General features: G+C 37.6%; 7 protein-coding genes and 1 pseudogene. 3 read left to right on the top strand and 5 right to left on the bottom strand.

The window, feature by feature from the left end; translation table 11 throughout:
- Positions 1–160: 160 nt before the first annotated feature.
- From AC33VI_RS00130 to AC33VI_RS00115, 4 genes are all read right to left on the bottom strand, one after another.
- The gene (locus tag AC33VI_RS00130) at positions 161–2,413 is read right to left on the bottom strand and encodes a glycosyltransferase (protein ID WP_491780240.1); all 2,253 of its coding nucleotides are present in this window, start codon (positions 2,411–2,413) and stop codon (positions 161–163) included.
- A gap of 131 nt (positions 2,414–2,544) precedes the next feature.
- Entirely contained in the window at positions 2,545–3,234 is a 690-nt protein-coding gene (locus AC33VI_RS00125) for a potassium channel family protein (protein WP_491780239.1), read from the bottom strand.
- A 164-nt stretch (positions 3,235–3,398) separates the two neighbouring features.
- Positions 3,399–4,733: a TrkH family potassium uptake protein gene (locus AC33VI_RS00120; protein WP_491780238.1), complete on the bottom strand. Its 1,335-nt coding sequence runs from the start codon at positions 4,731–4,733 to the stop codon at positions 3,399–3,401.
- Between the two features lie 21 nt (positions 4,734–4,754).
- The gene (locus AC33VI_RS00115; RefSeq protein ID WP_491780241.1) at positions 4,755–5,744 is read right to left on the bottom strand and encodes a glycosyltransferase family 2 protein; all 990 of its coding nucleotides are present in this window, start codon (positions 5,742–5,744) and stop codon (positions 4,755–4,757) included.
- Between the two features lie 741 nt (positions 5,745–6,485).
- On the opposite strand from AC33VI_RS00115, the gene AC33VI_RS00110 reads away from it, so the two are divergent.
- Both AC33VI_RS00110 and AC33VI_RS00105 read left to right on the top strand, forming a co-directional pair.
- Positions 6,486–7,145 (top strand): calcium-binding protein, encoded by a 660-nt coding sequence (locus AC33VI_RS00110; RefSeq protein WP_491780237.1) that lies wholly within the window; start codon positions 6,486–6,488, stop codon positions 7,143–7,145.
- Between the two features lie 390 nt (positions 7,146–7,535).
- Complete coding sequence (locus AC33VI_RS00105) at positions 7,536–8,207, top strand: calcium-binding protein (RefSeq protein WP_491780236.1); 672 nt, start codon at positions 7,536–7,538, stop codon at positions 8,205–8,207.
- A 320-nt stretch (positions 8,208–8,527) separates the two neighbouring features.
- On the opposite strand, the gene AC33VI_RS00100 is transcribed toward AC33VI_RS00105, so the two are convergent.
- Entirely contained in the window at positions 8,528–8,743 is a 216-nt protein-coding gene (locus AC33VI_RS00100) for a hypothetical protein (protein WP_491780235.1), read from the bottom strand.
- Positions 8,744–8,925: 182 nt separating this feature from the next.
- Between AC33VI_RS00100 and AC33VI_RS00095 the strand changes: the two are divergent.
- A pseudogene (locus AC33VI_RS00095) lies at positions 8,926–9,050 on the top strand (5-(carboxyamino)imidazole ribonucleotide synthase); the annotation flags it as partial.

The raw sequence follows: 9,050 nt of genomic DNA, 5'->3' as shown, positions 1-9,050 counted from the left end.
TCTCACAAAGGATCGAGCGACAATGTATTTACGCAAGTTTTCTTTTGACCTATGGTTCTTAGGATCAATATATTTCCTTATCTGATTGGAACTAATAACTAGTACGGACGTTTCATGAAACGTCCCTAACTAATAACTAATAACTGGGCGCAGCCCTTTATCAAGTCTGAGCTACATTAATCGCATTAATTTTAGGATTGCGATCGAATAATACTTTGGGACGTAATAAAATTCTAATTAATAACCATAAGGAATGAAATTCTCCTGGAGTATCTTTTCTTTTCCACTGCCCTGGGCGACAAAATAGTAACGGAATTAATTGTCTTTCTTGTTCCAAAGTTAAAGGATCGAATTGTAGTTGTAAGCTATAAAAATCGCCATTTAATTGTACTTTTTCTACTCTTCCTGTGAGATCGATCTTCTCTTCTAAAAGAGAAATATCTGCTGCAATAGTTTCGCCCGAAATTAGACGATCTATTGGTTGAGTTAGAGAAATATCTACTCCCGTTTCTGATATGCGGGTAGTGACTCCCCAATAAGTCTTGATTCCCCTTGAAGTTGCCAAATTTAATTTCACCAATCTTCGCAAGCTAAACCATTCATTAAGATCGGGTTTAGGAACATCTAATAAAATTAATAAAGCCGTACCCAGACTAATTAAATTATAAGCACTCCAAATCCAACCTAAATTTAGTCCTCGCATTCTTTCCGCCATTTCAGGAGATTCGTGCATTGCTGCCAAAGCGCAAGCGCAAAGATTAGACCACAAACTAAAAGCCGTAAAAGCAAATAAAATTAATAAAGGAAAAGCCAATTTCCAATTAAAAGAAAAGCGATCGCTTTTAGTGCCTTTGGGAGTGACTTTAAAACCCTTGGAAAAAGGATTGAGCATCACTTGAATTACTGTAAAAGCAAGGGGAAATGCCAATACTAAACCATAGATACCCGATAGGATAGCCGATCGCGATCGATAATTAAGCCAAGAGAAAACTGTCAATTGAGTTATGTAATAGGGCAAGAAGAAAATTAATAGTTCATCAGTGGTAGCTCGAATGGGAATTACATTGAGAAAAGCATAGGCTAAAGGCATCAGTAAGAAAAAGACGCTCGCTAAACTAGTAAACCAATGCAACAAACCTTCTAGGTGAGCCAATCTTTGTAGGGGATTTAAACCAGGAATGGTCAGAGGGTTAGATTTAATAAAAAAGGCTTGTAAAGTACCCCTTGCCCAACGCAGTCTTTGGGTAGCATGAGCGGCAATATTTTCGGCTGCCAAACCCGCACTTAATTTTTCATCGATATAAGCCAAACGGTAACCCTTGGCAGACAAGCGAATACCCGTAAAGTAATCTTCGCTCAAAGAGTCCGTAACAAACCCACCAATGGATTCTAAAGCATTGCGTCGCACCACAAAAGAAGTCCCAGAACAAACTACACTCCCCGCACCATCTTTAATCGGCTGTAGCTGGCGATAAAATACTTCTTCTTCAGGAGTGAGAACGTTTTCTAAGCCCAAATTCCGAGCAATAGGATCGGTATTATAAAAACTTTGGGGAGTTTGTACTAAAGCCAATTTCTCATCTTGAAAAAAGCCTAAAGTGCGGTGTAGAAAATTTCTGGTGGGAATAAAATCCGCATCGAAAATAGCAATAAATTCTCCCTCGGTTAAAGGGATAGCATGATTGACGTTACCCGCCTTAGCATGGTCGTTGTTGGGGCGAGTTAGATATTCACAGCCCAATTCTCGCGCTAGTGCGGCAATATTTTCTCGTCTGGTATCGTCTAATAAATAAACAGTTTTGCGGTCATAATCGATCGCCTGACAGCCAATGACAGTACGGCGCAAAATAAATTCAGGTTCGTCATAGGTAGGAATAAAAATATCTACCGTTGGTTTAAATTTTCCTTCTACCACGGCTACAGATAGAGCGTCGGTTTCCTTACGACGATCTTTGACCTTGAGCATCAAAAATAATTGCAGACTGCCGCTAAAGAGAACGAACATCTCTAAAGCAAAGAGAGTAATGCTAAAAACCCCATTCAAAGGATCGCTCAAATTCAAAGTAGAAAGCGATCGCCATTGGACGTAAATAAAAGTTAAAACTAATAAAATACTGACTACTAAAAATCTTGCCACAGGACGAGGTTCGGGAAAAGCTCTAATAATAATGAAAACTAAAATAAAAGTCGCGATCGAAGGGAACAGTAAAAAGCGACTCATTAGCATTGGTGCTTGTAGCCACATTGGTGGTTGTTCTTGCAATAAATTTAGATATGCAAACAAGTCTCCAATTACGCCGATTCCAGCAGCCCACAAAAGAGCGATTCCTGCTGCTAAGATTACGATTCCAATTAAAATTAATGTAGCTAGTTGAGGTTTAAAGACTGGGATATTAATTCTATTAGTAGTCATTTAATTTAACGTCTGATTGAGTCAATCTTGGGCATAATGCTATTAAATAAACTAAAACTTAAAACCAGCTTAATCTTAGATATAGCTCTTCTGAGATACACCAAATATTGCCAATCGACAATCAACCCAAATTAAATTGGCAATCGCTGAAGATCTTTATTACTGCCAATAACTACCATGACAAGTCCTTTCTTTAATACCTGGGTTGGATTGGGGTTGGTAACAAATTTTTGACCGTCTCCCAAAGCCAACACGCTCAAACCATAACATTTGCGCAAATCTAACTGTGCTAAAGTTTTACCGTGAAACTCCTCTGGCACTAACACTTCGACAATACTATTTTCTGTATCTAGTTCAAAGCGTTCGAGAAATCCTGGTTGAGTTAAAGTACTGGCTAAAGTGCAACCAGCTTCATATTCGGGAAAAACAACCCGATCTGCTCCTACTCGTCGCAAAACTTTGCCGTGAATCTCTGAAGACGCTTTTGCTACTACGTGTTCTACTCCTGCTTCCTTAACGTTCAAAGTAGTAATAATACTTTCTTGGAGATAGTTACCAATGGCGACAATCACCGTATCCATCTCAAAAATACCCGCTTCTTTAAGAGATTCTGGTTCGGTAGAATCCAATTGAATGGCATGAGAAGCAACTTTTTGAGTTAGAACCTGAGTTACCAATTTCTGATCGATATCCGTGCCCAAAACTTCATAACCCATTTTGTGTAGGGACGTACATACAGCCCGACCAAAACGTCCCAAACCGATGACGGCAAACTGGCGATTTTTACTACGGGTGTTAGTTAAAAAGTTGAGAGATTTCAATTTTGCCTCTTATTCTGATTGATTCTAACTAATGGCATTTTAATCTATGGATATCTAATAATACTAAATCCAATTGATAAAAATAATTTATTTAGGTAATAGGGGACTGGAAAAAGTAAGGGCGGTTCGCGAACCGCCCCTACCCAATACCTACTAACCATTCTTCACCCTACTAAAAGATTTTCTTCGGGATACTGCAAACTACTGGGGCTAGGATCGCCAATAATTGCAGCTATTACCATCAAAATACTAACCCTGCCAATATACATAGCAAAGACCAAGATCATTTTAGAAGCGACGGCAAAACTAGAAGTAATACCCGTAGATAAACCCACTGTGGCAAAAGCAGAGATAACTTCAAACAAAATGGGCAAAAACTCAAATTCAGTATCGATCGCAGCAATAAAAATAGTCACCATCACAATCGATGCAGCTGTACCGAAGACTACCGCTACAGCTTTGAGAATTAAGGTACTGGGTACTTCTCTCTGGTAGAGAACCACTTCATCTTTGCCCTGCAAAACAGATTTGGTACTGTTATATAAAATTCTAAAGGTAGTGGTTTTAATGCCCCCTCCCGTACCGCTAGGACTCGCCCCAATGAACATAAAGCCCATCGTGATAAATAAACCCGCAGTGGTCATATTACCCAGATCGATACTGTTAAAACCAGCCGTTCTCGTACTCATGGACTGAAACCAAGCAGCAAGGAATCGATCTTCAAAACTTAAGTTGGCTAATGTAGCAGGATTGTGCAATTCTGTTAGGAAAAAAGCGATCGTACCAACAATTAAAAGCAAAATAGTGGTGCTGACAACTACTTTAAAATTAAGAGAAAAACAATATCTTTCAGCTTTGCCTTTAATTTTATTAGTCAACCAGATATACATCTCGATAATTACTTGATAGCCAATACCACCAAAAATAACCAACCCAGGAATAATTAGATTCACTGCCCAAGAAGAACGATAACCCACCAAACTATCGGAAAAAAGACTAAAACCCGCATTATTCCACGCACTAATACTATGAAAAATGGAATACCATATACCCGTAGACCAACCGAATTCGCGAACAAAGGTATTTAATAGTAAGAAAATGCCTGTAATCTCAAAAATCGCAGTGGTAGCAATAATCGATCGCACTAAATTACTACTGCCCTGCAAAAAAGGGCGATCGAATGATTCTTGAATGGCGAATTTTTGTCTGAGGTCGAATTTTCTGCCCAATAGCAAAATCAGAAAGGTGGTAGTCATCATGTAGCCCAAACCACCAACTTGAATCAGACACAAAATAATTAATTGTCCCCAAAAGGAAAAATCGCTCCCCGTATCTACTACCGCTAACCCCGTAACGCAGACAGCAGAGGTAGAAGTGAATAAAGCTGTGACAAAACTATTCCAATCTCCTGAAGACGTAGCAAAAGGCATCATCAGCAAGATTGTGCCAACGACAATTAGAACTAGAAACCCCACACAAATTGTCCGTGCAATAGTCATAAGTAAATCAATAATAAATAATTAATGCTTGGTGTTAGTAATCCATTGAATCAATTCTTGCCATTCTGGCGAACTAGTTAACTTATTAGCGTTAAATTTTACACCCCAGTTGTCCGAAAACTCGGCAAAGCTCTCAATCCAACTGACTACGGTTGCCATACCCGAATTAGGACGATATTGCCAGGCTTGCTTGAGATATTCTACAGTTTCTTGTTGATGACCCGTGAAATGTAAATACCAAGCAATCCAAATTAGCGTGCCATAACGAACCGATTGCTCCATTAAACGCACGGAATCGGGTAAATCGGGTTGAGCGAAGAAATCGTCGGTAACTGCTACTAAAGATCGAGCTTGGGGCAAACCTTTGTGCATAGCACTAGCATCGTGTTGCCGATAGTAAACGGTAACTTGACGTAACCAAGCTGTCTTACAACCTTTGAGAGCTAGCTTCAACACCAAATTAGTATCTTCTGCGGGAGGAAAACGAGGATCGAACCCGCCGACATATTGCAACCACTCTCGACGAAACATCATTGCACTAGGTAGCACTGGTTTCCAACGCAACCAGGTTTCCAGATTTAATTCAGGTATATATTCCCAAGGACAAACATCTAATAACTTATTTCCTTCTGCGTCTACTCTTTGCCAGCCACTATGCACCATACCGAGATCGGGGCGTTGCTGGAGGATATCTGCCTGACGGGCTAGTTTTCCTGGAGCAAAATAATCATCAGCATCTAAAAAAGCAATTAAATCGCCTCTAGCTTGGTTAATGCCATAATTGCGTGCTGCTGCCACTCCTTGATTATTTTGTTTGATATAGCGAAGGCGATCGCCATAGGGCATCAAGACTCGTTCGGTGGCATCGGTCGATCCATCATCAATTACTAATATTTCGTAACTACAGTTTTCTTGTTCTAATACACTTTCTACTGCTTGAGCGATATAGCGATCGCAGTTGTAGGTAGGAATTATAACGCTAATAGCAGGTTCGGCATTACTCCATTCCATTGTTGGGGATTTTATCTGATTCAATATTTAATTGTGCTTTTCAATTTTGACCTAATAGCTGGAACTCTGTCACAATTTTTCAGTATTTTTTTTGCCTTATCTCAGAGTTTGTCAGATTGACATCAGTATAAACTACTATTTTTTGAGAAAATTTCTTTTAAACTATTTTTAAATTATAGTTTTTACTGAATTGGCAAACAACAGAAAACATTCTTATAAAATATAATTATTTAATCTCAAATAATTTCGGTAGAAATCAATAATTCAATCAAGCTAAATTCCAATATATTCCCTTAACTAATTTCTCGGTATTTTTGCTGCTTTTTTCAAAGTAAAATATTTTATTGTCTTTTTATCAGTATTAGTACTGAGATAAATATATCTTTTATCCAAATAAAATAGCTATAATAAGTCAGCTTGATTGGTGATTGTTTTTTCACTAAAACCCTTGAAAGACTTGACCCAACTATTCTCCTTAACAAAAATTATTATTATTTTTACTACTTTGTATTTTGCTATAGAAAATCTGCGGTATTTATCATTGACATTTTAATATCTATTAACACAATATATATACAGTAGTTTGGCTAAAAATATTTTATTACTTGAATATTTTGTATTCTAGATAACCAAGAGTAAAATAGTTGTTTTTCAGATAATACTACTAAGTTGAGATGCCTAAATAGAATAATTAATTGATTAATTTAATTGAGAAAAATATTGTAATAAGGAGTACTATTTATGTCTAATATTGTTAATGATAATAACACCGAAACTTTGCTGGAAACTACCAGTGCTGACGGTGGTCTCGATCATGTTGGACAGCAAGATCAAGAGAATATAATTGAGGTTAAAGGAGATGCCGAAGTTGGTATTGTCGGTGGTAAACTAAACGACACGATTACCACTGGTGCTGGGGATGCTGATGTATTTGCTGGCGATGGAGACGATGCCATTATGGGCGGTACTGGCGGTGACGTTTTTAGAGGCGGTCTGGGTGACGACATACTTAGAGGCGGTCTTGGTGCAGATACTCTTCTTGGCGGTCAAGGTGATGATGTCTTAATCGGTGGTCTCGGTCAAACAGTAGATGAGGATGGTAATCCTCTAGAAGTTGCTGTCGGTGACGTGATGAGTGGCGGTACTGGAGACGATGTCTTCAGCTTTTTTGCTGCTGAAATAGGAACTGGAGTTGATCGCATTACAGATTTTAAAGCCGACGATTTTGCCGATACGATCAGAATCTTTGGTGTAGGTGCTGACGCTGATGTTAAATATGAAAATGGAGTTGTATCTGTTAACGGTCAAGATTTGGTCAATATTGGTGATGTAGAAGGTGGTGTAGAAATTAAGTTTAATGATGTTGAAGGAGAAAAGAATGATTCTTGGGATCTATTCTAGTCGTTTAAGTTTTCAGGATTATTAAATCTATAGCAGCAAATTAGCGTATAAATAAACTCACAATTTAGGTTGTGAGTTTATTTTTTGAAGATTTAATTATCTAAAAATCATGGTTATGTATTAAATACTATCTCAATTACTTTCATAAAGATTGCTTTTATTCTTATTACTAATCAGAATTTTTAGTTGTATCTACCGTTGACATTTTAATATCTAAAAATACTATATAAGTAGTAGTTTGGCGAATATTATTTTATTGCTTAGTTTTGTTATATTGTTGAGGCTTAAATAATTGTAATTTAGGATTAGCTTAATAAATTGCGATGGGTAAACAAAATCATTAATTGAGTAATTAAATTGAGAAAAGCATTGTAATAGAGAGTACTATTTATGTCGAATATTGTTAACGATAACAACACCGAAGCTATTTTAGAAACAACGGGAGCCGATGGTGGATTAGAAGTTATTTGTCCGCCAGATCAAGAAAGTTTTGTAGAAATTAGAGGTGATGCTGATGTAGGGATTATTGGTGGTCAACTTACCGACACAATTATTACTGGTGCGGGAGATGCTAATGTCTTCACTGGGCAAGGAAATGATGAGATTCAAGGCGGTACTGGCGGTGACGTTTTTAGAGGCGGTCTAGGTGACGATATACTTAGAGGTGGTCTTGGTGCAGATACTCTTCTTGGCGGTCAAGGTGACGATATCTTAATCGGTGGTCTCGGTCAGTCATTAGGTGAAGATGTAGGTGAAGATGGTAATCCTTTAGAAGTTGCTGTCGGTGACGTAATGAGTGGCGGTACTGGAGACGATGTCTTCAGCTTTTTTGCTGCTGAAATAGGAACTGGAGTCGATCGCATTACAGATTTTAATGCCGATGGTTTTGCCGATAAGATTAGAATCTTTGGAGTGGGTGCTGACGCCAACATTGAGATTAATAATGGAATTATAAGCGTTGACGGTAATGAATTAGTCGATATTGGTGACGCTGAATTGAAAGACACTGATGGTTTTGACAACAATTACAACGAAGATGCAGATTCTTGGGATCTTTTCTAGTCGTTTAAGTTTCCAGGATTATTAAATCCATTGCAGCAAATTAGCGTAAAAATAAACCCACAACCTGAGGTGTGGGTTTGCTGTTGGGAAAATTTATAGTCATTCTCATTAACTAATTTCCGTATCTTCTAAGTTGTCGATAAATCTTTGATAACTTACTTTTACTCAGCTTCAGAAGACTAATTTGTTTTTTATGAGTTTTAATGAGATATAGCTTCAGTTTTAGCAGGTTGTAACAAACTCAAGATACTGCTGAACTTGGCGATACTTCAGTTTTTTGTAGGTTCTGAGTTGATTTTTACGTTTGTTCACGATCGCAATTATCCTAAAGTAGAATCGAGTAGTTTAACTAAGCCTTTTTTAATTTGACTATCTTTAAAATTAAGTAAGTGTTTAACTTCAATAGCTAATTTCAACTTAATGCGATCGACAACTTCCTTCATTGCCTTATTATCTTTTTTGAGAATATCGTTAGCTTGCTTTATTTTTTTTATTTGCTCTCTATTTAGTAGGGCGATCGCCTCTTTTTTATTCACGATTACATATCGGTAGTTATATAGAATTACTACAAGTTTAAATATTTCTTGTAGGCGAAGATACGATCGCGATCGCATTTAAACTATTAAATTCTAGTTTTAAATACCGTAGGAATTTATTAGCTTTTATCGGTTTATAAACTAGTAAACTGGTTAATGGAATAAAACAGCTTGAGGTAGTCATGGAAGGCAAACGAGTTGGGGTAATTGGTGGCGGACAATTAGCTTGGATGATGGCAGCAGAAGCCCCTAAGCTAGATATTAAATTAATCGTGCAAACTCCCAGCCAAAACGATCCAGCCGTTTC

The organism is Waterburya sp. (assembly GCF_058530065.1).
This window is presented reverse-complemented; position numbering and strand designations above follow the sequence as displayed.